This is a genomic window from Nocardia sp. NPDC058480, from assembly GCF_042720495.1.
In the GTDB taxonomy this organism is placed as follows: Bacteria; Actinomycetota; Actinomycetes; order Mycobacteriales; family Mycobacteriaceae; genus Nocardia.
In genome coordinates, this window is the sequence record NZ_JBHXMN010000004.1 from 102084 (window position 1) to 124390 (window position 22307).

20 protein-coding genes are annotated in these 22307 nt (G+C 67.2%); 11 read left to right on the forward strand and 9 right to left on the reverse strand.

Features of this window, described 5'->3' with window-relative positions:
• Positions 1-67 precede the first annotated feature (67 nt).
• The 6 genes from ACFWO8_RS12180 (at position 68) to ACFWO8_RS12205 (ending at position 7912) form a co-directional block, all read left to right on the forward strand.
• Positions 68-1243: an ROK family protein gene (locus ACFWO8_RS12180; RefSeq protein ID WP_378948625.1), complete on the forward strand. Its 1176-nt coding sequence runs from the start codon at positions 68-70 to the stop codon at positions 1241-1243.
• Positions 1244-1369: 126 nt separating this feature from the next.
• Entirely contained in the window at positions 1370-2854 is a 1485-nt protein-coding gene (locus ACFWO8_RS12185; RefSeq protein ID WP_378948628.1) for a sugar porter family MFS transporter, read from the forward strand.
• A 138-nt stretch (positions 2855-2992) separates the two neighbouring features.
• Positions 2993-5326 (forward strand): glycoside hydrolase family 65 protein, encoded by a 2334-nt coding sequence (locus tag ACFWO8_RS12190; RefSeq protein ID WP_378948631.1) that lies wholly within the window; start codon positions 2993-2995, stop codon positions 5324-5326.
• Positions 5323-6051 carry an HAD family hydrolase gene (locus tag ACFWO8_RS12195; protein WP_378948635.1) on the forward strand — a complete coding sequence of 243 codons (729 nt, stop codon included), beginning with the start codon at positions 5323-5325 and terminating at the stop codon, positions 6049-6051. The genes ACFWO8_RS12190 and ACFWO8_RS12195 overlap by 4 nt, the downstream gene beginning before the upstream one ends.
• A gap of 129 nt (positions 6052-6180) precedes the next feature.
• Complete coding sequence (locus tag ACFWO8_RS12200) at positions 6181-7257, forward strand: metallophosphoesterase (RefSeq protein ID WP_378948638.1); 1077 nt, start codon at positions 6181-6183, stop codon at positions 7255-7257.
• Positions 7258-7294: 37 nt separating this feature from the next.
• Positions 7295-7912 (forward strand): methyltransferase domain-containing protein, encoded by a 618-nt coding sequence (locus ACFWO8_RS12205; protein WP_378948641.1) that lies wholly within the window; start codon positions 7295-7297, stop codon positions 7910-7912.
• A 13-nt stretch (positions 7913-7925) separates the two neighbouring features.
• On the opposite strand, the gene ACFWO8_RS12210 is transcribed toward ACFWO8_RS12205, so the two are convergent.
• From ACFWO8_RS12210 to ACFWO8_RS12220, 3 genes are all read right to left on the reverse strand, one after another.
• Positions 7926-8864 carry a sigma-70 family RNA polymerase sigma factor gene (locus ACFWO8_RS12210; protein ID WP_378948644.1) on the reverse strand — a complete coding sequence of 313 codons (939 nt, stop codon included), beginning with the start codon at positions 8862-8864 and terminating at the stop codon, positions 7926-7928.
• Positions 8865-8874: 10 nt separating this feature from the next.
• Positions 8875-10059, reverse strand: coding sequence for an NAD(P)/FAD-dependent oxidoreductase (locus ACFWO8_RS12215; RefSeq protein ID WP_378948648.1), 1185 nt, complete (start codon positions 10057-10059; stop codon positions 8875-8877).
• A 147-nt stretch (positions 10060-10206) separates the two neighbouring features.
• A complete protein-coding gene (locus ACFWO8_RS12220) occupies positions 10207-11052 on the reverse strand; it encodes an alpha/beta fold hydrolase (RefSeq protein ID WP_378948651.1) in 846 nt (281 codons plus the stop codon).
• Between the two features lie 65 nt (positions 11053-11117).
• Here ACFWO8_RS12220 and ACFWO8_RS12225 point away from each other — a divergent pair, with 65 nt between their 5' ends.
• A complete protein-coding gene (locus ACFWO8_RS12225) occupies positions 11118-11729 on the forward strand; it encodes a TetR/AcrR family transcriptional regulator (RefSeq protein WP_378948654.1) in 612 nt (203 codons plus the stop codon).
• A 73-nt stretch (positions 11730-11802) separates the two neighbouring features.
• Here the strand turns inward: ACFWO8_RS12225 and ACFWO8_RS12230 are convergent, their stop codons facing one another.
• Entirely contained in the window at positions 11803-12210 is a 408-nt protein-coding gene (locus ACFWO8_RS12230) for a hypothetical protein (RefSeq protein ID WP_378948657.1), read from the reverse strand.
• A 50-nt stretch (positions 12211-12260) separates the two neighbouring features.
• Positions 12261-13088 carry an alpha/beta fold hydrolase gene (locus ACFWO8_RS12235; RefSeq protein ID WP_378948660.1) on the reverse strand — a complete coding sequence of 276 codons (828 nt, stop codon included), beginning with the start codon at positions 13086-13088 and terminating at the stop codon, positions 12261-12263.
• Between the two features lie 256 nt (positions 13089-13344).
• Between ACFWO8_RS12235 and ACFWO8_RS12240 the strand changes: the two genes are divergently transcribed.
• Entirely contained in the window at positions 13345-14070 is a 726-nt protein-coding gene (locus ACFWO8_RS12240) for a helix-turn-helix domain-containing protein (protein WP_378948665.1), read from the forward strand.
• Between the two features lie 81 nt (positions 14071-14151).
• On the opposite strand, the gene ACFWO8_RS12245 is transcribed toward ACFWO8_RS12240, so the two are convergent.
• Positions 14152-15066, reverse strand: coding sequence for an endonuclease/exonuclease/phosphatase family protein (locus tag ACFWO8_RS12245; protein WP_378949757.1), 915 nt, complete (start codon positions 15064-15066; stop codon positions 14152-14154).
• A gap of 204 nt (positions 15067-15270) precedes the next feature.
• Here ACFWO8_RS12245 and ACFWO8_RS12250 point away from each other — a divergent pair, with 204 nt between their 5' ends.
• Both ACFWO8_RS12250 and ACFWO8_RS12255 read left to right on the forward strand, forming a co-directional pair.
• Complete coding sequence (locus ACFWO8_RS12250) at positions 15271-16632, forward strand: M20/M25/M40 family metallo-hydrolase (protein ID WP_378948668.1); 1362 nt, start codon at positions 15271-15273, stop codon at positions 16630-16632.
• 128 nt (positions 16633-16760) lie between these two features.
• A complete protein-coding gene (locus ACFWO8_RS12255; RefSeq protein WP_378948671.1) occupies positions 16761-17288 on the forward strand; it encodes a YbhB/YbcL family Raf kinase inhibitor-like protein in 528 nt (175 codons plus the stop codon).
• A 53-nt stretch (positions 17289-17341) separates the two neighbouring features.
• Here ACFWO8_RS12255 and ACFWO8_RS12260 read toward each other — a convergent pair whose 3' ends face one another.
• The 3 genes from ACFWO8_RS12260 to ACFWO8_RS12270 form a co-directional block, all read right to left on the reverse strand.
• The gene (locus ACFWO8_RS12260) at positions 17342-19165 is read right to left on the reverse strand and encodes an AMP-dependent synthetase/ligase (RefSeq protein WP_378948674.1); all 1824 of its coding nucleotides are present in this window, start codon (positions 19163-19165) and stop codon (positions 17342-17344) included.
• 131 nt (positions 19166-19296) lie between these two features.
• Entirely contained in the window at positions 19297-20046 is a 750-nt protein-coding gene (locus tag ACFWO8_RS12265; RefSeq protein WP_378948677.1) for a GTP cyclohydrolase II, read from the reverse strand.
• 122 nt (positions 20047-20168) lie between these two features.
• Positions 20169-21611: a PfkB family carbohydrate kinase gene (locus ACFWO8_RS12270; protein ID WP_378948680.1), complete on the reverse strand. Its 1443-nt coding sequence runs from the start codon at positions 21609-21611 to the stop codon at positions 20169-20171.
• Between the two features lie 297 nt (positions 21612-21908).
• Here ACFWO8_RS12270 and ACFWO8_RS12275 point away from each other — a divergent pair, with 297 nt between their 5' ends.
• Entirely contained in the window at positions 21909-22307 is a 399-nt protein-coding gene (locus tag ACFWO8_RS12275; RefSeq protein WP_378948683.1) for a hypothetical protein, read from the forward strand.

Genomic DNA, 22307 nt, shown 5'->3' on the forward strand with positions numbered 1-22307 from the left:
CCGCACCACGAATGGGCAAGGTGCACAATCGAAAGATGTTCGACTCAGCAACTCGTTCGGCGGCACCATGACCGGGCGCAATGGTCGACGCCCCGGTTCACCGACGGCGCTGCGAGACCAGAACCGGGTGCGCGTGGTCGAGGAGCTGCGCAGACAGGGGCAGGCCACCCAGGCCGACCTCGCCAGGGCGACCGGCCTCGCCCCCGCGACGATCTCCAACATCGTGCGTGATCTCGCGGGCGCGGGCAGTCTGCGCATCGAAAAGCGCAGTGGCAAACGCAATTCCGTGCGGTTGACCGGGGGATCGGGGTTCGTTGTCGGCCTGGATCTCGGGTACCGCCACCTCACCGTCGGCATCAGCGATCTGACCCATCACGTGGTGGCGCAGGCACGCACCGAACTGCCTGTCGGTCTGTCGGCGGACCACGCGATGGACCAGGCCCGTGGACTACTCGACACCGCGCTCGACGACGCGGGCATCGAGCGTGACGCCGTGGTCGGTGCCGCGATGGGACTGCCCGCACCGGTCGACCCCACGACGGGTCGCGTCGGCGCACCGTCGATCCTGCCCGGCTGGGTGGGGGTCGATGCGAGCGCGCTGGCCGCAACGGCTTTGGCGTTGCCGGTGCGCGTCGTCGTCGACAACGACGCGAATCTCGGTGCGCTCGCCGAACATCAGTGGGGGGCCGGGTCGGGCACGACCGACATGGTCTATCTGAAGCTGTCGGCGGGCATCGGCGCCGGGCTGATCGTGGGCGGGCGCCTGTACTGCGGGTTCGGCGGCACCGCGGGCGAGGTCGGCCACACCACGGTCGACGAATTCGGTGCGGTGTGCCGGTGCGGCAATCGCGGGTGTCTGGAAACGCTGGTGTCGGCACGTCATGTGCTCTCGTTGCTGGCCCCGACCGAGGGTGATCTCTCGATCGAGGAGGTCGTGGGCCGGGCGGTCGCCGGTGATCGCGCGTTCGTGCGCGTACTCGACGACGTCGGCAGGCAGGTCGGCACCGCCGTCGCCGGGATGTGCGGCGTCCTCAATCCCGAACTGCTCGTCCTCGGTGGCGAACTCGCCCAGGCCGCCCAGATCCTGATCCCCTCGATCCAGCAGGTGGTCGATCGCTGCGGGGTGCCCTCAGCGGCGGCCGCGCTGCGTATCCGCCCCGCGGCGCTCGGCTCCCGAGCCCATCTGCTCGGCGCGATCGCGCGGGCGATCGCCGACGCGGACCATTCGGTGTTCATTTCCTGAACACCCAACACGGCGATCTGGGCTCGATACCGTGAATTCCTGCAGATGACACCTCATTCGGGGCACACTGTGATCTGATTCACGCCGCTACTCGTGAGGCCATGCTGCCTCGCCGTGGAGAGGACGATGCCGATGCATGATGGAGGCTCCTTCACCGACCAGTCCGCCCTTCCCGACGGCGAAGGATCGTCGGGTAGTCGGGTGATCCGGATCGCATCGGTCGCGGCGCTCGGCGGATTGTTGTTCGGCTTCGACAGTGCCGTGATCAACGGCGCGGTCTCGGCGATCCAATCCGAATTCGATGTCGCCGACGCGGTTCTCGGCTTCGCGGTGGCCTCGGCCCTGCTCGGTGCGGCCGCGGGTGCGATGACCGCGGGCCGGATCGCCGATCGCATCGGCAGGCTCAAGGTGATGAAGATCGCCGCGGTCCTGTTCTTCATCAGCGCCGTGGTCACCGCCTTCGCTCCCGACGTCTGGGTTCTGGTCGTCGGCCGGGTGATCGGCGGTGTCGGTGTCGGCGTGGCCTCGGTCATCGCCCCGGCCTACATCGCCGAGACCTCGCCCGCGCGCATCCGCGGCAGGCTCGGATCATTGCAGCAGCTCGCGATCGTGCTCGGCATCTTCCTGGCGCTGCTGGTGGACTATGTGCTCGCCCACCTCGCGGGCGGTGCGAGCGAGACGCTGTGGTTCGGGCTGGACGCGTGGCGCTGGATGTTCTTGTCCATGGTGGTGCCCGCCGTGGTCTACGGCATGCTGGCCTCGACGATTCCCGAGTCGCCGCGCTACCTGGTGGCCACGCACAAGATCGGCGAGGCGCGGCGCGTGTTGTCGATGCTGTTCGGTGCGAAGAACCTCGAGATCACCATCGGCCGCATCGAGGAGAGCCTGCGCAGCGATACCAAGCCATCGTGGCAGGACCTGCGCCGTTCGGGGGGCGGGCTCTACCCGGTCGTGTGGGTGGGCCTGATGCTGTCGGTGTTCCAGCAGGCGGTGGGCATCAACGTGATCTTCTACTACTCGAACGTGCTGTGGGAGGCCGTCGGCTTCGAGGAATCCCAGTCGTTCCAGATCAGCGTGTTCACCTCGGTGGTCAACATCGCCACCACCATCGTCGCGATCATGCTCATCGACAAGGTCGGACGCAAACCGCTGCTGCTGACCGGCTCGATCGGCATGACCGTCACGCTGGCCACGATGGCGATCTGCTTCGGCGCCGCCGACCAGGTGCCCGACGCCGAGGGGGTCATGGAGCCGCACCTGACCGGTGCGCTCGGCCCGATCGCGCTGGTCGCGGCCAACCTGTTCGTCGTCTTCTTCGGCATGAGCTGGGGCCCGGTCGTGTGGGTGCTGCTCGGTGAGATGTTCCCGAACCGGATCCGTGGTGCGGCGTTGTCGCTGGCCGCGGCGGGGCAGTGGGCGGCGAACTGGGCGATCACCGTCTCGTTCCCCAGTCTGAAGACCTTCTCGCTCGGTTTCGCCTACGGGATGTACGCGGTGTTCGCGCTGCTGTCGCTGGGTTTCGTGGCCAAGTTCGTGCCCGAGACCAAGGGGATGTCGCTCGAGGACATGGACGAGGCCGCCGGTTTCGAACGCCCTACCGCCAGCGCCTGATCATCACCCGCTCGACCAGTGACCGTGGCGGGTCACCATCGACGACGAGGAAGGCTGCGCGATGTACCTTGCGGTGTACCGGTCGCCGGCGGAGACGAGCCGGCTGGTGAAGGCATACGGCGCCGAGGTGGTGGGGCCGTGAACGCACCAACCCGGACGAGCGGCATCGAGACCTGGTCGGTGGTCGAGGACGGCTGGAACCCGCAGCGCGCCAACTACTTCGAGACGATCTTCACCGTCGGCAACGGGCGCCTCGGTACCCGTGGGTCGCTCGAGGAACGGCACACGGGGGCGTTGACCGGCACGTTCATCGCCGGTGTCTACGACGCGTACGACTCGCCGGTCATCGATCTGGTGAACGCGCCGGATTGGCTCGACAGCGAGGTCTTCGTCGACGGTGCGCGCCTGGACACCGAGTCCGCGCAGGTACTCGAGCATCGTCGTGAACTGGACCTGCGCAGTGGAGTTCTGCACCGCGATACCGTGTTCGGGCTGCCCGACGGCGCGCGGGTCCGGCTGCGGACTCAGCGGTTCGCCAGTACCGCCGATCGGGACCTGTGCTGTCTGCGGATCGAAGTGAGCTGCCTGGATCGGGCCGGAGAGGTGACGCTGCGGACCGGTATCGATGCCAACCGGCGCAATCTCGAACGATTGCCGACCTATCGCGAGCAGACCGCGTTCGGCTATGAACGCAAGTGGGACAAGTGGGCCAAGTCCACGCACCTGGTATCGGTCGCTGCGGGATTCGACGGTGAGGTCGGTGTGATCGAGAGCCGCACCATCGACAGCGGGGTCGATCTCGCTTACGCCTTCACCTGCTCGGCCGACGGCGGGCGGCGTCAGCACCGTTCGCGGCACGACGCCATCGAAGTGGAGTTTCGATTCGACACGGGCGCAGGCGAATCCGTGCGGGTCGACAAAATGGTCGGGATCGCCACCAGTCGCGACTATCGGTCGGTGAACCCGCCACGGGAGCGCGCGGTCGACACCGTCGCCCGGGCAGGTTCCTTCGATACCGCCGCGGCGGCGAACCGGGCGGCGTGGGATCGGCTGTGGGCCGACGCCGATTGCGAAGTGGTCGGCAACGACCGGGTGACCCAGGCGCTGCGGTTCGCGATCTATCACCTGCTCATCGCCGCTGACCCCGATGACCCGACCGTGAGCATCGGCGCGAAATCGCTGTCCGGCGAAGGCTATCGGGGGCATGTCTTCTGGGACACCGAGGTGATGTTGCTGCCGTTCTTCCTGTTCACCCAGCCGCGCGCGGCCCGCGCGCTGCTCGGCTACCGCCACCACACCCTGCCCGGTGCACGGGAAGTGGCCGCCGAGAACGGAACCGGGGGCGCTCGCTTTCCGTGGGAATCGGCCGATACCGGACGGGAGGAATGTCCGCAGTACACCGCGGACGGCAAAGACCGTTTCTACACGCGCGAAGAAGAACTCCACATCACCGCCGATGTGGCCTACGCGATCATGCGGTACGCCACCGTGACCGGTGATGACGACTACCTGTTCGGCGAAGGCGCCGTGATCCTGTTCGAGACCGCCCGCTTCTGGGTGCAACGGTGCGTCGAAGAGGGCGATGCGCTCGTGATCCGCACGGTGATGGGACCGGACGAGTTTCATTCCCACGTCGACAACAACGCGTTCACCAACAAGCTGGTGCACTGGCATCTGCGGCAGGCGGCGGCGGTCTATGAACGGATGTCGCGGGAATGTGGCGAGCAACTGCACGACCTCATGGCATCGATCGGGCTCGACCCGGGTGAACCGGCGCAGTGGCTGGCCACCGCGGACCGGCTGCGGGCCCCGACCGATCCCGACTGCGGTGTCATCGAACAATTCGACGGTTATTTCGATCGCACGGACGTATCCATCGTCGAATGGGACGACAACGATATGCCGCGATACCCGGTCGGCTGCGACCCGTTCAACTGCGAGACCACGTCGCTGCTCAAACAGCCCGATGTGGTGATGCTGCTGCATATGCTGCCCGACGAATACTCGCTGTCCACGCGGCTGCTGAACTACGAGTTCTATGAGCGGCGCACGATGCACAAGTCCTCGCTGAGCCCGTCGATCCACGCGATCGTGGGTTTGCAGGTCGGCGATTCCCGCACGGCGGAACGGTATTTCGGGCGGTCGGCGTTCGTCGATCTCGACGACAACCAGGGCAATACCGAAGAGGGAATGCACATCGCGTCGGCGGCGGGCACGTGGCAGGTCGCGACGCACGGTTTCGGTGGCTTCCGGGCCGCCGCCGACGGGGTGCGTTTCTCGCCCGCGCTGCCGCCGTCCTGGCATCGGTTGCGGTTCTCGGTGCACTGGCGGGGGCGCACGGTGCGGGCCGATCTCGGGCGTCGGGAGGCGCGATTCGAGTTGGTCGGCGAGGGGCCCGAGGTGGAGATCACCGTGTGGGAGCGGCCGGTGACCCTCGAACCCGGTGTCGTGGTCGTGGTCGAGGCGTCATGACGCGCGTCTTCGATGCGCAGGCAGTGCTGTTCGATCTCGACGGCGTGCTCACCGACACCGCGGCGGTGCACCGGCGGGCGTGGTCGGCGCTGTTCACCGAGTACCTGCCGCGGGTCGCGCCCGAGGCGGCCCCCTACACCGACGCCGACTACTTCGAATTGGTGGACGGTAAGCCGCGTGCGGCGGGCGTGCGGTCGGTGCTGGACTCCCGCGGCGTGCGAGTGCCGGACGGGGAGTCCGAGGACCCGCCCGACGCGCAGACCGTGAATGGCCTGGGCAACCGCAAGAACATCTGCTTCACCGAGATCATCCGCGGTGACGGTGTCGAGGTGTTCGAAGGGTCGTTGCGTCTGGTCGAGGAGCTCGCGGCCGCCGGTATCCCGATGGCGGTGGTGTCGAGCTCACGCAATGCGGTGCTGGTGCTCGGGACCGCGGGTCTGCTGGACCGGTTCGCGGTGGTTGTCGACGGTGTGCTCGCCCAGGACGAAGGCCTCGCGGGTAAACCGGCACCCGACATGTTCCTCACGGCCGCACGGGTTCTGGGGGTGGATCCGGCACGGACGGTGGTGATCGAGGACGCGGTGTCCGGGGTCGAGGCCGGGCACCGGGGCGGATTCTGGGTCATCGGGGTCGACCGGGGGAGCGGACCTTCGGCGTTGCGCGCGGCCGGCGCCGACATCGTCGTCAGCGACTTGGCGGAACTGGTCGAGCATCAGATCCGGTGACGTAGGTCGTCGATCGTGCTGGTGTCATCCCACCGATGTGCGCCGTCTAAGCTGCGGCGGCGTCTCGATCATGACACTGTGCTTCGATCAGGTCAGTTGTCCAACAGAGCTACTACCCAGAAGGTGAGCATGCACGATCAGTTCTCGTCCGGAATCGGCCGTCGTGAAGTTCTGGCCGGGGCGGCCGGTGTCGTCGCGGGCGTGTCGTTGGTGGGGCTCACACCCGCCGCCGCGGTGCCTGCCGAGGTGCCCAAGTTCGCCCCGAAGGCCGGGCGCAGTGTGCGGGTGCTGATCACCGGCGACGCAGGCACCGGTACCCGCACCCAGTGGGCGGTCGCCGACGCGGCCCGTGCGTTCCACGCGCGTGAACCGTTCGCGATGGCGGTGGGACTCGGTGACAACATCTACGACTCGGGTCCCAGCGGCCCCGACGACGCCCAGTTCGCCACGAAATTCGAGGATCCCAATGCGGGACTGGACTTTCCGTGGGCCATGGTGCTCGGTAACCACGACACCTCCGGCGTATTCCCCGGTGACGGCGGCTGGCTCGCACGCGGCAATCACGAGGTCGAATACCACGCGAAGTCTTCGCGCTGGTGGATGCCGAGCCGCTACTACTCGGTTCGGGTGCCCGAACAGAACCCGGTCGTCGAGTTCTTCGTGCTCGATCTCAACCCGCTCGCGGCCTACATTCCGCCACTGCTCGACCCCTACTGGGCAGTGGACGGACCGTACATGAACGCCCAGCGCGCCTGGCTGGACGGCGCGCTGGCCGAATCGACGGCGCAGTGGAAGATCGTGTGCACCCACCACCCGTATCTGAGCAACGGGCCGCACGGCGACGCGGGCAACTACGAGGGCCTGCCGATCGAGCCGCTCAACGGCGTGCACGCCAAGCGCTTCTTCGAAGACCACGTGCTCGGCAAGGTCTCGTTCCTGCTCTCGGGCCACGACCACACCTTGCAGGTGCTCGATCCGACGCCGGCGACCAAGGGCACCCGCCAGATCGTGTCGGGTGCGGCGGGTAAGACCTCCGGTGGGCAGCCGCGCCTCACGACCGGCGCTCACGCCGCGCTGTTCGAAACCCAGCACGAGCTGGGATTCATGGTCATGGACCTCGCGCCGGATTCGGTGAATTTGCGCGTGCTCACCGTCGACCCGGCCTCGGGCGCGAGCACCCAGGTCTTCGACCGCCGGCTCGGCTGAACTCGACCGCCGGCGGTGGCAGGAGGATGATCGAAGGATGGGTTTCTATACCGATCGGATCCTCCCGCACATCGTCGACAAAGTGTGCGGGGTCGCCCAGAACGGGCCATTACGTGAACGGGCATGCGCCGCGTTGCACGGCACTGTCGTCGAGGTCGGCTTCGGGTCGGGCAACAACATCGGGTTCTATCCGGCCGAGGTCGAGCGGGTCAGCGGGGTCGAACCCGCGGACACCGCATGGAGAATCGGTGCCAAACGTGTTGCGGCGAGCGCGATTCCGATCGAACGTGCCGGTCTGGACGGACAGTCGCTACCGTTTTCCGACGCCACCTTCGACACCGCCCTTTCCACCTTCACTCTGTGCACCATCCCCGATGTGACAGCGGCACTCGCCGAGATCCGCCGGGTACTGCGACCCGGTGGCACCCTGCACTTCGTCGAACACGGACTCGCGCCGGAGGAGTCGGTGCGGACCTGGCAGCACCGACTCGACCCGATCCAGCAGAAGATCGCGGGCGGCTGTCACCTCAACCGCGACATCGCGGGCCTGATCACCGACGCGGGCTTCGAGATCGCCGAACTCGACCGGTTCTACCAGCCGGGCGCCCCGAAAGCCTTCGCGGCGTTATCCCTCGGTGTCGCCGGCCGTCCCTGAGATCGCCTGCCGACTACCACAATTCGACCAGCGGTGCCTGATGTTCGCGCCGCTGCCATTCGTCGGTGACACGGCCCAGCCGGTGCGGTGCGGCGATACTGCGCATGCCTGCGATCTTGTCGTCACGCAGCTCCAGGATCGCGACGCCGAGGACTCGATCGTCGAGCGTGACGAGCGCAGCCGGGCAGCCGTTGACCACGACGGCGTGGATCGAGGGTGAACCTCCGGCGAGTCGGCGCTTGGCCGGCGTCGGTGTGAAGCCCGCGCGCACCACGTTGGCGAGCCGCTGCGGGGTCGCGTAGTGGATCAACTTGGCGGCCAGCCCCCCGACGCCGTCGGAGATCCCGGTCGCGTCGTCGGTCAGCAGCGCGATCAGCCGATCGGTGCGGCCCGAGGTGGCGGCATCGACGAACGCCGCGACGATGCGCCGCGCGGCACCATGGTCGATGCGGGTGGCGTTGCGGGCGACGGTGATTCGCCCACGGGCACGGTGGAGGTGTTGCTGACTCGCGGAGACGGTGATGTCGAGGATCTCGGCGATCTCTGCATGGCGGTACGCGAAGGCCTCGTGCAGCACGTACACGGCGCGTTCGACGGGCGAGAGCCGTTCCATGAGGGTCAGCACCGCCAGGGTCACCGATTCGCGCTGCTCGACGGTGTCGGCGGGGCCGAGCATCGCGTCGCCGTCGAGGAGTGGTTCGGGCATCCAGGTGCCGACCGCACGTTCGTGGCGCGCCTTCGCCGACCGGAGCCGATCGAGGGCCAGATTGGTGACGATCTTGGTCAGCCATGCCTCCGGCACCTCGACGTACTCGCGGTCGGCGGCCTGCCATCGCAGGAACGCGTCCTGCACCGTGTCCTCGGCGTCGGCGGCCGAACCGAGCAGGCGGTAGGCGATCGAGGCCAGCCGGTTGCGGCTGGCCTCGAAACGCGCCACGGTGGCAGTGTCCATGGGCACGACTCTAGGTCGCTACCAACGCATGCGGTCGGTCGGTGGCCGCGCGGTATCGGCGGCTCGGCATACCGAACGTCGGGTGCCTCAGGCTCCAGGGGTTGACCCCGAGGATGGCCGCTTTGAGGAGTGCGGCCGTCCGGCCACGCAGGGCCAACGACTTCGACCGCGCGTCACCGTCGACCATCTGGAAGAGCCCGTCCTTGCGGCCGAGGCTGATGTGGTTGCCCACATACGACAGCGAGGTCGTCGAGATCGTGCGCCCGGTCCGGTCCCCGACGATCGAGGCCGTCGCCTGCATACCGGTGAATCCCGCGGAGGCGCACGACATCGGCAACGGTTGACCGTTGTCGCCGATGACGAAGGCACTGTCACCGGCGGCGTAGACGTCAGGGTGCGAGACCGACCGCATCTGACGGTCGACCGTGATCTGGCCGTTGGGTTCCACCACGAGACCGCTGGCCGCGGCGATCGGATGCACGGCGAACCCGGCGGCCCACACCGTCGCATCGACGGCGAAAACAGTGCCGTCGGCGGCAACGGCGCCCGCCGCCTCGACACGCTCGACGGTGGTGTTCTCGTGGACCGTGATGCCGAGCCGGTCGAACGCATCGAGCAGATGGCGGCGGGCCTTGCTGCCCAGCCAACCGCCGAGCTCGCCGCGGGTGGCGAGGCCGACCTGAAGCTCTGGATGGGATTCGGCGATCTCGGTGGCGGCCTCGATCGCGGTCAGGTTGCCGCCGACTACCAGGACCTTCGCGTGCGCGCCCAGATCGTCCAGGCGTGCGCGCAGCCGCAGCGCGGCCGGGCGGGATGCCACGTGGAAAGCGTGCTCGCCGACACCGGCGACGTCATGGTCGTCGGCGGTACTGCCGAGCGTGTAGAGCAGCGTGTCGTATTCGAGCCGGTCGATGTCCGTGCCGTCGGCAACGGTGACAGTCCGGTGCTCGACGTCGACGCCGGTCACCCGCGCTACGCGAAGCCGGATGCCGGTGCCGGCGAAGACCTGCGCCAGCGGCAGCCGGCGCAGGTCTTGTCCGGCCGCGAGTTGGTGATTGCGCAGCCGCTGGGCGAAATCGGGTTCGGCGTTGACGACGGTGATCTCGAAATCGCCGGAATGGAGTCGGCGGGCCAGTGCTCCGGCGGAAAAGGCTCCGGCGTATCCGGCCCCGAGGACGACGATGCGGTGCTTCATGATTCGCTCCTGTCTGCTTCGCGTGCACCCTGAACGCGACAGCACGCGATTTCCTGACAGGATCGATCAGTGACCTGGGTCACTGTCAATGGGTGACCCTTGTGCGGCGCGTACGGGGAAGGCCCGCGTTCGGTCGGTGCGACGTTGTCAGCGGTCCGCGGTGGTGGTGGTGAGGAATTCGGTGATGGCGGTGGCGACGGCCGTGGGTTGGTCGAGCATGGACAGGACGTAGGCGTCGTCTATTTCGACGAGACGGGAGTGGGGGATCAGGGCGGCCAGGCGGGCGCCGTGGGAGCGGGGCATGACTTTGCCCGCGGAAGACCAGAGGATGAGGGTTTCGCCGGGGAAGTGTTGGAGGGCTTCGGTGTTGGTGATGAGTTCGCGTTTGTCGAAGCCGGAGCGGGTGTAGGCGAGCAGGTCGGCGCGGATGCGGGGGTCGCGCAGGCCGGGTTCGGTCCAGGCGTGGACGAGGGTGTCGGGGAGGGGGTATTTGGCCATCCAGCCGAACATCAGCGGGCTGCGGCGTAGCCAGCCGATGCGCATCTGGCGCAGGGCCAGGGCGACGCCGCCGGGCAGGGCTGAAGCGAGGGTGGCGGTTTTGCCCGGAAGGCCGGGCGGGAAGTTGTCGAAGGCTTCGCTGGGGAAGATGATCAGTCGGCCGACGCGGTCGTCGAGGCCGTAGGCGGTGAGGAACAGGGCACCACCCCAGTCGGAGTGCACGAGGGTGACCTCGTGCAGGTCCAGCGCGGTGAGGAAGTCGGCGACCAGTTGGTTGAGGCCGCGCACACTCAGGTCGGTGCCCGGCCGCAGCGGTTCGGGATGGGCGCCCAGGGGCAGGTCGGGTAGGACATAGCGGAAGCCGGTGGGTAGGTGGTCGATGACCGAATCCCAGACGGTGTGGTTCATCAGCAGCCCATGGAGCAGGACCACCGGGGGTCCGTCACCGTGTTCGCGGTAGTGGATCCGGCCCGCATCGAGTTCGACGGTCGGCATGACATCCTCCCTTGCGCTCCACGGCTAGAGCATTCACTCTAGTGCGTTTGCTCTAGTCTGGTGGGGTGAGCGAGCAGATGTCAACGAGTACCCGCGAGCGCCTGGTGAGCGCGGTCGCGGAACTGATGCGCGTGCACGGGTACAGCGCGATCACCGTCAAACAGATCACCGCCGCCGCCGATGCGCCGATGGGGTCGCTCTACCACCACTTTCCGCAGGGCAAAGTGCAGATCGCGGCCGAGGCGCTGCGCAGCACCGGCGCGGTCTACATCCAGCTGCTGCCACTGCTGATGGACCCACACAAGGACCTGCGGGTGGCCGTGCCCGCCGCGTTCGACGACGCCGCGCGCACGCTCGAGGAGTCCGGGTGGATGAACATGTGTCCGGTCGGCACGGTCGCGGGGGAGATCGCCGACAGCGAACCGGCCTTGCGCGAGGTCGCCGCCGAGGTGATGCGGGACTGGATCGACCAGGGCACAACATATTTCGCCGACCGCGGAGTCGCGGAATCCGCAGCGCGCGAGCTGATCGTGGCCATGCTGGCCGCCCTGGAAGGAGCGTTCATTCTGGGCCGCACCCTGCGCTCGGCCGAACCGTTGCGTGCGGCCGGTCGAGCGATAGCGGCGCGGGTGGATCTCGTGCTCACCGAGCGCGAGGGCTCTGCCATCGATCGTTGAGCACCGCCAGACGCCACAGTGGCCGTGTCACGGGCCCTGTGACACGGCTGTGGTTGCGCGAGTAGATATTTCATCACGCAGCGGCGAGCGCTCCGGTGATCTTGCGGGTCATCTCGACCATCGTCGGGTTCGGCTGAGTCTGATAGAGCTGGGCGGTGTCGATGGCGACCACGATGGTGTTGCGGAAGTTCTCGGCCTCGACCGGGTCGTGCTTGCCGAGCAGGGTCATCGCCGCGGTGAGGGCGGGCAGCACCTGATCGGCGAGTTCGGCGACCGACGAGCCGCTCAGTGCGATACGTCCGGACTTCGCGGCCAGGATATGTCCGACCAGACCGGTCGCTGACGACAGCGCGATACTGCCGGTCGTGGCGATCTTGTGCGGCTTGCTGGTCGCACCGCCCGCAGCGGCGAGGAGGGAGACCGCACCGTACGCGGCGGTCCGCAGGGTGGCTTTTTCCTGGGTGGTGAGGGTGGCAGACATGGTGGTGTGCTCCTGGGGTTCTGTTGGGAGGGAAGGGGATCAGTGCTGGGTCAGTGGGTCGTCGCGGTGCCGGCGATGGTCTCGATCTCGCGGACGGCGTCGGCGATGGCACGGAAGTCCTTGCGCAGGATCGCACCGTGGTTGCTGGCGACCTTGGCGCTGACGCGGATGTTCGGGTTGCGGACCAGTACGTCGTCGAGGCCGGCGCGGATCTTCTCCTGCTCGTCGCCGCGGCTGCCGAACGAGGTGCCCGACGCGACCACGTACCGCACCGGGGCGGTGATGGCATCGAGCACCGGTCCGAGTGCGCTGACGCTGGAGAGCTTGCCGAGTTCGATATTGCTGTCGGCCTGCTGCTGCGCGGTCAAACGGGGTGCCAGGCCAGTCGGGCGAGCCAGCGGCAGCACCCAGCTCAAACGCTTGAACAGCTTGCGAATTCGCAGCTCCATGGCCTCGTCGAGCCAGTCGTAGGGGAACGCGCCGTCGACGAGGACGGCGCCGAGGGCGCCGTCGGGGTTGCGGCTGGTCCAGTGCGCACCGAGGTAGGCGCCGTAGGACCAGCCGACCAGGATCGGCTTTTCGGTGATCCCCCTGGCCGCGAGGATGGCGTCGATGTCGCGCACGCAGGTGTCGAAGGAGTAGTCGGCCGACTTCTTCGACTTGCCGCGGGCCCGCTCGTCGAAGGTGATGTGGCGGTAGCCGGGGCCGAGCTCGGCGATGACCTTGCGCCAGTAGCCCTGGGTGGCGAACTGGCCGTTGAGGTAGACCACCGGGGTGCCGGTGCCGCCGGTATCGGTGACGGCCAGTTCGGTGTCATCGATCGACACCATGCCGGTCCAGGCGGTGGCGGTCGGGCTGGTGGGGTTCGGGGAAGTCATTGTCATGTCCTTGCGTTGCGATGTTCGGGCTTTACTGAATGATTAAGACCATAAATTGCGTTCACTAGTCTGTCAACATCAAACATCACCGAAAAGCCATGTGAAAGCGCATAGATTCAGAACTATTGCAATGAACATGACAGTGAATGCAACGAATGATCACGTTGCACTTTGCAATGAGATGAGGGTGAATGCATACTTGGTGCGGTACGGGTGACGAGCCGAGTACCTGCCGACAGAGAGGTGACCAGTAGCGATGCCAGGAGGCAGACTCACCGACGTGGACCGCAGGCACATTGCCGCGGGCCTGGCCGACGGACTCGGATACGCCGAAATCGGGCGGCAGCTGGGTCGGCCCGCCTCGACCGTCATGCGCGAGGTCACCCGCAACGGCGGACCCGACGACTACCGACCCGAACGCGCACAAGAAGCCACCGAGCAGCGCGCGCGCCGGCACAAACAGGCCAAGTCCCCGGCGCCGCCGATCCCGGACAGCGCGCACGGGCGTGACCCCGAAGCGGTAGCGGAGTTCACCGAGTCGTTCACTGCCCTGCTCATCGAGCAGGGTCTGCCGAGGATGGAAGCCAGAGTGCTCGCCTGCCTGCAGATCACCGACTCGGGGGCACTCACCGCCGCCGAACTGGTCGAACGGCTGCGCGTGAGCCCCGCCTCCATCTCGAACGCGGTGGCCTTCCTCGAACAGCAGGGAATGCTGCGCCGCGAACTGGTCCCCGGCGCCCGGCGCGAGCGCTACGTCATCGACGACGACATCTGGCTACGCAACCTCGTGGCCTCCGTGCAGATGCAGAACGCCCTGGCCGCGATCACCCGGCGCGGAGTCGAGATCCTCGGCCCCGGCACTCCCGCGGGCGCGCGTTTCGAACAATCGGCCGAATTCGTCGTCATCGTGGGCGCGGCGCTGCGGCAGGCGATGGAACAGTGGCGAGAGCGATTGGCCGAGCGCAGCGCCGCACGCGAGTAGCGAATCGCGCCGCCACCCACGTGCGATGCCGCGGTGCGTCCGTCCGCACGAAACGACCTCTACGACAGGTGAATACGCCGTCTAACGATCACGGTGGAGGACCACGCGGGCGACCAGTGCTCGGTGATCGGCGCCGGGCAGTGCCACGGTTTCGACGGTTGTGGCGTGCGCGTCGGCGAGAAGGAAGTGGTCGATACCGACTAACGGGGGTACGCGTTTGTCGGTGGGGTAGGTGACCAGATGGCCTGCGCCTGCTTGTGCGGCGGCATCGGCGAAACGGCCCGATGCCATGGTGCGGAAGCGTGCGTGATCGTAGGTGGCGTTGAAGTCGCCGCCGACGATCGCCGGGCGGTCGGTGGGGGCCCGGCGCAGGATCTCGTGCAGGCGGGAGAGCTCGTCTGCCCAGACGCCGGTGTCGTAGACGGGCGGGACAGGGTGGAAGGCGTAGATCGCGACCGGGCCGAGATCGGGGATGGTCGCGGTGGCCGAGATCTGGTTGAGGACGTACCCGTCGTATTCGACGGTGTCGGACAACGGGAACCGGCTCCAGATACCGGTGCCGCTGGCCGTCTGGCCGGGAGCGAGGTAGCGGTGGGGCAGGAGCTGGTCGAGGCCTGCGCGAGACAGAGTCTCGACGGCCGGGCGGGTGAGCTCGTTGACGGTGAGAATCGCGATGTCACGGGTACGCACCTGGTCGACGAGCGCGCCCGGATCGGCACCGTCGAAGAGCAGATTGGCCTGCATCGCCATGATCGGATGTCCGTCACCGCCGGTCTGCGCGACATACAGCGGCGCCTGGGTCGCGATACCCGCGCCTGCCACGACCACGGCAACCCCGGTCGCGATCCACTGCCTGGTCACCGCGAAACCGACGACGCCGATCACCGCACCGCCCATCAGATACGGCGCTCCCGAAGCCGCCAGGACCAGCGGTTCCAGCGGCCACCGGTTGACATGCAGTCCGATCCCCGCGGCCGCGACCAGCGTCGCCGCCACTGACAACAGACGGACACCGCCCCGAACTACCTGCGCTCTCACTTCGTCAGCAAAGCACGCGTCGGGAATGGATGCGAATGCGTGCCCGTGTTCGGATCCGGGGAGTTCTGCTCACACCGAGTCTGTGGCACCGAGCAGCGGCGCAAGGGTCCAGAGCATCGGAGGTGGCGCGTCGGGTGCGCGAATGGTGGTAGGAAAGGGGGCGTGTCGGCATCTGGCGAGAATTCTGGTTCGAACGGGCGGTCCCGTGCGGAGGACGAGGTGGTGGAGCTGGTCAGCAAGCTGATCCAGTTCGACACCTCCAATACCGGCGAGCTGGCCACCACCAAGGGCGAGCGGCAGTGCGCCGAGTGGGTGGCACAGCAACTGCACGAGGTCGGCTACGAGACCGAATACGTCGAGTCGGGTGCGCCGGGGCGCGGGAATGTGTTCGCGCGGTTGCCGGGCGCCGATTCGAGTCGCGGCGCGCTGATGATCCACGGGCACCTCGACGTAGTGCCCGCCGAGGCCGCCGACTGGAGCGTGCACCCGTTCTCGGGTGCGGTGCGCGACGGCTACGTGTGGGGGCGCGGCGCGATCGACATGAAGGACATGGTCGGGATGACCCTGGCCCTGGCCCGCCAGTTCAAAGCCGAAGGCACAGTGCCGCCGCGGGATCTGGTGTTCGCGTTCCTCGCTGACGAGGAGAACGGCGGCAAATGGGGCTCGCAGTGGCTGGTGGACAACCGGCCCGACCTGTTCGACGGTGTCACCGAGGCGGTCGGTGAGGTCGGCGGGTTCTCGCTGACCGTGCCGCGGCCCGACGGCACCGAGCGCAGGCTCTACCTGGTGGAGACCGCCGAGAAGGGCCTGGGCTGGATGCGGTTGCGTGCCAAGGCCCGCGCCGGGCACGGGTCGTTCCTGCACGAGGACAACGCGGTCACCATTCTCGCCGAAGCCGTCGCGCGTCTGGGCCGCCACACCTTCCCGGTGGTGCTCTCGGATTCGGTGGCCGAATTCCTCGCCGCGGTCAGCGAGGAGAGCGGGTTGGCCTTCGACCCGCACGGACCCGATATCGAAGGACAGCTGGCCAAGCTGGGCACCATCTCGCGCATCATCGGCGCCACCCTGCGCGATACCGCGAATCCGACCATGCTGCACGCCGGATACAAAGCCAACGTCATCCCGCAGACCGCGGAAGCCGTGGTCGACTGCCGGGTCGTGCCGGGGCGGCAGGCGGCGTTCGAACGCGAGGTCGACGAGCTGATCGGACCCGATGTGGAGCGGGAATGGATCACCAAACTCGACTCCTATGAGACCACTTTCGACGGACACCTCGTCGACGCCATGAACGACGCGGTCCTGGCCAATGACGCACAGGGGCGCACCGTGCCCTACATGCTCTCCGGCGGCACCGATGCGAAAGCGTTCGCGCGCTTGGGGATTCGCTGCTTCGGTTTCGCGCCGTTGCAGCTGCCGCCGGAGCTGGACTTCACCGCCCTGTTCCACGGGGTGGACGAACGGGTACCGGTGCAGTCACTGGAATTCGGAACCCGGGTGCTGGAACACTTCCTTCTGCACAGCTGACCGGTTCTCGGCCGCCTCGATCTGGACTGACCAGAGGGTGCGACGAAGGAGTGCCCGGCGGGAGGGAAGATCGAGGGAACAGGCCGAGAACCCGCGGCGCCAGCCGCCAACAACACCGAAAGGTCCTCATGAGTTACAACCCGTATGGCGCGCTGCCACAGGTGCCGTCGTTCACCGTCACCTCCGCCGATATCACCGACGGTCAGCCGTTGGCCAACGATCAGGTATCGGGGGTGTTCGGGTCGGGCGGCAAGGACATCTCACCGCAGCTGAGCTGGTCCGGATTCCCGGAAGAGACACAGAGTTTCGCGGTGACGGTGTTCGATCCGGACGCGCCGACCGCCTCCGGGTTCTGGCACTGGGCCGTCGCCAACATTCCCGCCTCGGTGACCTCGCTCGACGTCGGCGCGGGCAGCGAGGGTGGCAGCTTGCGCGCCGGTGCGGTGACCCTGCGCAACGACGGTGGATTCCCCGGCTTCGTCGGTGCGTCCCCGCCGAAAGGCCATGGCCCACACCGGTATTTCGTGGTCGTGCACGCGGTCGACATCGGTGAACTCGAGATCGGACCGGACGCGACGCCCGCCTACCTCGGGTTCAATCTGTTCTTCCACACCCTGGCCAGGGCCACCCTGATCGGCACCTACGAACAGCACTGAGACGCACAACAGCGGTGGCCCTGAGACTTCCAGGGCCACCGCTGTTCTCGCAATCACTTCACGTTGATGACATGCCCCGGTGGTGTCGCGGCATAGAGCTCGGTGATGGTCTCGGCGTACTTCTTCGAGATCGGGGTCCGCTTGAGCGACATCTTCGGGGTCAGCTCGTCACCGCCGGGCTCCCACAGGTTGTCCACGATCACGAAACGCTTGATCTGTTCCACCCGGGAGAGCTTGCGGTTGCCCGCGAGGATCGCTTCCTTGACCTCGTCGACGATCTCCTGACGCCGGGCCAGCTCCGCGTGGGTGGCATCGGTGGCGCCGAAGTCCTTGGCGCGCAGCGCCGCCACGTCGGGATCGAGCATGATCAGGGCGGTGATGTAGGCGCGGGCCTCGCCGATCGCGACGGCCTGGCCGATCATCGACGAGGCGGCCTTCATGGCGTTCTCGATATTGGAGGGGGCGATGTTCTTGCCCGCTTCGCTGATGATCAGTTCCTTCTTGCGGTCCACGATGCGCAGATAGCCGTCGGCATCGAGGGTCCCGATATCGCCGGTGTGCAGCCAGCCGTCGTCGTCGATCGCCTCGGCGGTCTTGTCGGGCATATTGCGGTAGCCGGGGGTGATGATCGGGCCGCGCAGTAGCACTTCACCATCGGCGTCGAGGCGCAGTTCGCACCCGTCCATCACCCGACCGACCGAGCCGGGGCGTGGCTTGTCGAGCTCGGTGTAGGTGCCGACGCCCGCGGTCTCCGACATCCCCCACACCTCTGTGACGGCGAAGCCGAGGCCGAGGAAGTACTCGAGGGTCTCCGGCGGTACCGGCGCGGCACCGGAGGCAGCGCACTTCAACTCCGCGAACCCGAGCGCCTCACGCAGCTTGGACAGCACGAGGGTATCCGCGATCTTGTGCTGCACGCCGAGCAGCAGCGAGCTCTCACCGGTCAGGTTCGCCTTGGCCTGCGCGACGCCGACACCGATCGCCCAGTTGGCCAGGACCTTCTTGACCGGGCTCGGCTCGACCGCGAGCTTGTTCTCGATACCGGTCTTGATCTTCTGCCACACCCGCGGCACACCGAAGAACACCGTCGGGCGGGCATCGGGCAGGGCGGCGGCGATCTCGCGCGGGTCGGTGACGGTGGTGATCTGGATGCCGGTGAGCAGGCTCATCGCGTGCGCGGAGATGCGGTCGGCGACGTGCGCGGCGGGCAGATACGACACGGCGCGGTCGTCGAAACCGACCGGCAGCGGACCCGAGACCAGGCCGACGACCTGGGCGATCACATTGCTCTGGGTGAGTTCGACGCCCTTGGACGGGCCGGTGGTGCCGGAGGTGTAGATCAAGGTGGCCAGGTCGCCGGGCTGGACCGCCTGCCAGGCCGCATCGAAATCGAAGTCCGGTTCGGGGTCGGATTCGAGCTGGGCCAAGGTAACGGTGCCTTCGGCGGTGCCGTCGACGATGATCGTGTGCTCCACAACGGCACCCGAGGCACGGATCGTGTCGAGGAACGCCTGTTCGGTGATGACCACCTTGTTGCCCGCGTTGGCGAACACGTGCGCGATCTGTTCGGTGGAGCTGGTGTTGTAGACCGAGAACGGGATGGCGCCCAGGTGCAGGGCGGCGGTGTCGATCAGGTTGAACTCGGGCCGGTTGGTGAGCATGATGCCGACCGCGTCGCCGTGGCGCACCCCTAGTTTCGCCAGCCCAGCGGCCAGCGCACGCACCCGCTTCGCATACTCGGCCCAGGTGATCTCCTGGGTGCCACCGACCGTGCGCAAGGCGATCTGGTCGGGCCGCAACGCGGCGGTTTGCTGGAAGGCGGCGGGCACGGTGTGCACCGTGACCCCGGAAGCGTGCGCGAAACCGATGTCTGTCATATCCCTGTTCCCATAGGCCGAGCTGGATACCGAGCCAATGCGAGTGAAGCTGTCTCGTTATCTCGAGGCAGAGGCGTCGGCAGTGGCGTGGCTCACTTATCGTAACCGGACATACGGGATTGTGAGGGGGGTTACCAGCGACGTCGGATGCGCATTCGGTGCCACCACCGTGGCAGGTCGCCGTCCGCCTGCGGGTTCGCGACCTCGGCCGTTGCGGTGGGCAGTGGTGCCCAGGGCGCGTAATCGCGCGGGATCATGTGCTTGCGCCGGCGCACCTTGGCGTCGAGGTAGCGGCGGCCGCGCTCGGTGCGCAGCTGGATTGCCAGCGGGATGACCTCGACCGCGATTCCCGCGTCGGTCAGCGCGCGCACCTTCTCCGGGTTGTTGGTGAGCAGACGCACCTGCGTCATGCCGAGGTCGCGCAATGTTTTCGCGACCAGCTCGTAGCGACGGGTGTCAGGGTCCAAGCCAAGCCACTCATAGCTGTCGAAGGTGTCGATATCGAGCTGCTCGCTGGTCCGGTAGCCGATGGCCTTCCAGATCAAACCCGCGCCGCGACCCTCCTGCTCGAGGTAGACCAGCACGCCGGCGCCTTCGTCCTGGATCAGGTTCATAGACATCGCCAACTCGGGGCCGCAATCGCAGTCGTCGGATCCGAGAGCGTCGCCGTAGAGGCAGCGCGAATGCACGCGCACGAGGGGTTTGTCGCCGAGGTCGCCGAAGGCCAGGACGTAGCCGCCATCGGTCGGACTGTCGATGGTGTGTACCTGCACCTGCATCTGGGTGCCGTTGCGGCTGAATTGATGCACCGGTCGCAGATCGTCAGCGCCGCGTCCGGGTGCCGTTTCCGGCGTTGCACGGACGGGATCGGTGATCGTCAAGCGCTCCTCCGAGGGCTGTTCCGGCATCGGGAAACCCGCTGCGTGGACGGCGTGTGCATAGCAACGGCGCGACTCTACTCGCGGTGTGTCGTACGACACGTCAACTGGGGGTCACATCGGGGTTACGTGTGCCGTCGGTGCAGGTTCACCTGTCGGTCCACTTCGCTCACGTCGGGGAAGACGGTCGAGACCGCGGCGAGCTTCTGGGTGGGTTGCATCGCCCCTGTGCACCACTCGAAATCGGCGGCGGTGAGAGCGTCTTCGGATTTCACCACTCGATAGGCGAGCGCTGCGGCGAACGCGGCGGCCGCGCCCATGGCGGCCTTGAGGATCGGCGGGAAATGGTCGACAACGATGTCGTCGTCATCGGAGTACACAGTGCACGCGAAGCCGTCGACGGCGCACACCGTCGAGACACCGAGGCCGCGTAGGCGCCTTGCTGTATCGGCGAGGGAATCGGTGTCGACCTCGGGCAGCAGCGCGTCGAGTTCGGTGGTGCTGCCCACGAGATAGTCGACGACATCGAGGAACGTATAGAGCCCCTGCGGCGTGGCGAGACTCGGGGCGGCGCACAGGATCACCTGCGGGCGATCGGTGAGGCCCCGGATGAACGCGAGGATCCCTTCGATGATCGCCGCGGGTTGTTCGAAGGTGAGTACGACGACGGCTGAATCCGCAAGCGCTGCGCGCACGGTCTGCTGATCGAGGTCCTCGGTCACCAGCTGCATGTGGGGGTCGCGACACCCGATCAATCGAACTTCGCCGCTCTGGGTCATGATCACCGCCGTCACCAATGTCGCGGCGGATGGCACCTCTTTGACCAGACTCTTGTCGACGCCGTGCTCGGTGAGCAGCTCAAGGATGCGTTGCCCGTTGTCGTCGGAGCCGATGGCGGCGAGCAAGCGGACATCGAGCCCGAGTCGTGCGGCGGCAACGGCCCTGTTCAGGCCCTTTCCTCCGGGAGGTCCGGCGAACGTGCCCTCGACCGGAGAATTCCTGGCCGGGAAGGTTGTGACCCGATAGAGGTGGTCGATCACGGCAGCGCCGATGACCGTGACGACTTCGCCGGGTGGCAGCGGTGCGGGTTGAGGTTCGAGGGGGCGGTACGTGGCCGCCGTCGGTTCGGCGATCAGCAGCCGTGCGAGTGCGGCCAGCGCTGCGTGCTCGGCGCTGGTACGTAGGCGCTTGACGGTCGGCGCGTCCGAGACCATGTCCACGCCGATCGCCGTGTGTAGTTCGGTCCAGTGTTGTGCCAGGTAGACGCGCCGGGCGCCGAGGTTGACCGTATAGAGCTGGTCGGGGTCGATTCCGGTGATCGACGGATCGCGCAGCAGACCGAGCGCGAGTGTCGCGTCGGCGATGAGCCGTTCGCTCGGGGGCAATTGCCGGGCTGCGTTTCGCAGGACCGGCAGCACCGCATCCTCGCGGGAAACACCCGTTCGCTGTGCGCGTCGCGCCACCACGGGCAGCTCGAGAACGGGAGCGGCACCGATTTCGGTGTGCCGCAGGCGATCCGCGCTGAGCCCGGAGAACTTGGCCAACCGCGCGAGGGTGCCTCGCAACACGTCCGTGCGTGGATCCTGCGGAACCGTCGGCAACGGGATCGACCTCCAGAAGTCGAGACAAATGTTGGTTTACCCACCGGCGCGTCGGGCAATTACCAAACTACAGGGGCAATTGACTGAAGCGAAGGGCAAATGCCACACTGGAATTGGCGAAACAGCGAGTTCACCAGGACATGGCGAGCTCGAGGTGCAGTCAGCGCCCACCGCTGATGCACGTGCCGAACGCGAGATGACGGGCGCGTTCCGCATCTGGAGGAACTGGGAGCGTGAGCTCCCCTTCTGGAATCGGAGAATCCGATGACCATTCACCTGACCCCGGACGACATGCGCAGCACCCGGAGCCCTGAATACGCCGTGCGCGTGGTCGCGGACTCGGAGACCTGGCAGCTGAGCTGGCTGCCCGAACGCGAACTCACCCGCGAACAGGCTTACGCGGGAATGCTTCTCGACGAGCTGATCAGCGATGCCGCTGCCACCCACGACCGCATGGCGCACGCCCAGATCAGCGCCTACGCCGATACCCTCGGGATCGTGTGGGAGCAGGCGATCATCCGCCTGTACAAGCGGATGATCGCGCGGTTCGACAACGGCGACCCCGAGGAGGCGGCCTATCGGGCGGTGCCGTCGGGCGGTCCGCGTACCGCGCCGCAGTTGTTCGGGCACGGCAACGCGCAGCGGCGCGTCTACTTCGGGTAG

Coding starts and splice junctions, on each gene's coding strand:
- ACFWO8_RS12180 (WP_378948625.1), top strand. CDS start 68: ATGACCGGGCGCAATGGTCGACGCCCCGGTTCACCGACGGCGCTGCGA.
- ACFWO8_RS12230 (WP_378948657.1), bottom strand. CDS start 12,210: ATGTCTGCCACCCTCACCACCCAGGAAAAAGCCACCCTGCGGACCGCC.
- ACFWO8_RS12235 (WP_378948660.1), bottom strand. CDS start 13,088: ATGACTTCCCCGAACCCCACCAGCCCGACCGCCACCGCCTGGACCGGC.
- ACFWO8_RS12210 (WP_378948644.1), bottom strand. CDS start 8,864: ATGGACACTGCCACCGTGGCGCGTTTCGAGGCCAGCCGCAACCGGCTG.
- ACFWO8_RS12275 (WP_378948683.1), top strand. CDS start 21,909: ATGACCATTCACCTGACCCCGGACGACATGCGCAGCACCCGGAGCCCT.
- ACFWO8_RS12205 (WP_378948641.1), top strand. CDS start 7,295: ATGGGTTTCTATACCGATCGGATCCTCCCGCACATCGTCGACAAAGTG.
- ACFWO8_RS12185 (WP_378948628.1), top strand. CDS start 1,370: ATGCCGATGCATGATGGAGGCTCCTTCACCGACCAGTCCGCCCTTCCC.
- ACFWO8_RS12215 (WP_378948648.1), bottom strand. CDS start 10,059: ATGAAGCACCGCATCGTCGTCCTCGGGGCCGGATACGCCGGAGCCTTT.
- ACFWO8_RS12260 (WP_378948674.1), bottom strand. CDS start 19,165: ATGACAGACATCGGTTTCGCGCACGCTTCCGGGGTCACGGTGCACACC.
- ACFWO8_RS12195 (WP_378948635.1), top strand. CDS start 5,323: ATGACGCGCGTCTTCGATGCGCAGGCAGTGCTGTTCGATCTCGACGGC.
- ACFWO8_RS12220 (WP_378948651.1), bottom strand. CDS start 11,052: ATGCCGACCGTCGAACTCGATGCGGGCCGGATCCACTACCGCGAACAC.
- ACFWO8_RS12200 (WP_378948638.1), top strand. CDS start 6,181: ATGCACGATCAGTTCTCGTCCGGAATCGGCCGTCGTGAAGTTCTGGCC.
- ACFWO8_RS12255 (WP_378948671.1), top strand. CDS start 16,761: ATGAGTTACAACCCGTATGGCGCGCTGCCACAGGTGCCGTCGTTCACC.
- ACFWO8_RS12240 (WP_378948665.1), top strand. CDS start 13,345: ATGCCAGGAGGCAGACTCACCGACGTGGACCGCAGGCACATTGCCGCG.